1 protein-coding gene is annotated in these 1,481 nt (G+C 41.7%); it reads right to left on the reverse strand.

What is annotated here, in order from left to right; translation table 11 throughout:
* Positions 1-420: 420 nt before the first annotated feature.
* Positions 421-1,233, reverse strand: coding sequence for a cytochrome C assembly family protein (locus ACTHUT_RS20465; RefSeq protein ID WP_070461213.1), 813 nt, complete (start codon positions 1,231-1,233; stop codon positions 421-423).
* Positions 1,234-1,481: the final 248 nt, after the last annotated feature.

Genomic DNA, 1,481 nt, shown 5'->3' on the forward strand with positions numbered 1-1,481 from the left:
TTCAAAGAAACCGACAGGACAATGTCTAAAACATCATCTTGTCTGTCTTTCAAACAGTGTGAGGCCTAATGCACTCACACTTATCGGTAATCTGTTTTTTAAAGAGCGAATCGAATTATACAGTACATTTAGCAAATGTCAACTAAAATTATCGAAAATTTCAACCAACTGTGTTATACTGTCTGCTTCGTTTTCTTCACCGCGTCAGCAGCGAAGAACCGAACTATACGCCTCCCAACAAAACCAGTCAACACCTTTCGCAAAATTATTTCTAGAAATTTAACCACTTCCCTGTTTTAACAGGGTTTTTATTTTATAAAAAACTCAATCAAACTTTCTACACAATCCATACATACAAAAAAATACAAACAAAGGCCGTCTGAAATGCTCTTTCAGACGGCCTTTGTTTATGGTTTCTATTTATCCAATACGTTGAAGGACAATTTCTAGGACAAATTTACTGCCCACATAGGCAAAAATCAGACTAACAAATCCGACAATAGTCCAAACGGCAGCTTTTTTGCCGCGCCATGCGGTCATGCTGTGTTTCAGCAATAATGCACCATAAATCAGCCACGACATAATACTGAAGATGGTTTTATGCGTGAAGGTCATCGGCTTGCCGAAAATGGTTTCTGCAAAAAACGTGCCGCTGATAACGGAATAGGTCAATAAAACGAAGCCTGCCCACATACCTTGGAACATGAGTTTTTCCAAACTCAATAATGGCGGCAAGAAGCTGACCAATGCGGAAAAACGGCGTTTGTGCAGATTGCGGTCGAGCAAAAGGATCAGGATGGCAAATAAGGTAACGATGCCAAACAATCCGTATGCGAGCAATGATGATGCGATGTGCGACAGCGGCAATAAGTCTACGATTTGGCGGCCTGAAAAATCACCCGGGAAAAGGAAACCCAATAATAAGGTCAATGCAGCACAGGGATACAATAAGAGCTGTACACCGCGCAGACAATAAAAGAAGCTGCCCAAGCAGTACATCATCAGCATCAGCCAGACTATCAGACTGAGTGAATAACCAAAACCGGTAATCAATACCCTATCTTGCAATACCGGGAACATCAATGCTGCTCCATGTACCAATAATGCGCCACTCAAAATCAGCAGCTCGGTTTTCAGCGGGTAAGACTTATTATTGTGCTTTTTATGTTGCAACCAGGAAAATGCGCCCAATCCGGCATACACCAGCATAAGGCAGATTAAGACAATCGGCATAAATATCTTTCTCAATAGATGTGTGAACACTTGACGGACAGCCGGCAGGGTTTCAGACGGCCTTGGTGTGCGTGTTTGTGTTCTTGAAGCATAACTTCGGACTATCGTGTAAAATAATCCGAATTTTATTTTAACAAAGAATGCCCTGTATTGGGCAGCTATTCTCATTATCAAGGATAAGTATGTTAGACAACCTGACCAACCGCTTCAGCAAGGTACTTAAAAATATTCGCGGCCAATCAACGCTG

This window comes from Neisseria sp. P0022.S010, from assembly GCF_051956635.1.

Bases quoted from the DNA above. Each gene is read 5' to 3' on its own strand.
- ACTHUT_RS20465 (WP_070461213.1), bottom strand. From the start codon at position 1,233: ATGCCGATTGTCTTAATCTGCCTTATGCTGGTGTATGCCGGATTGGGC.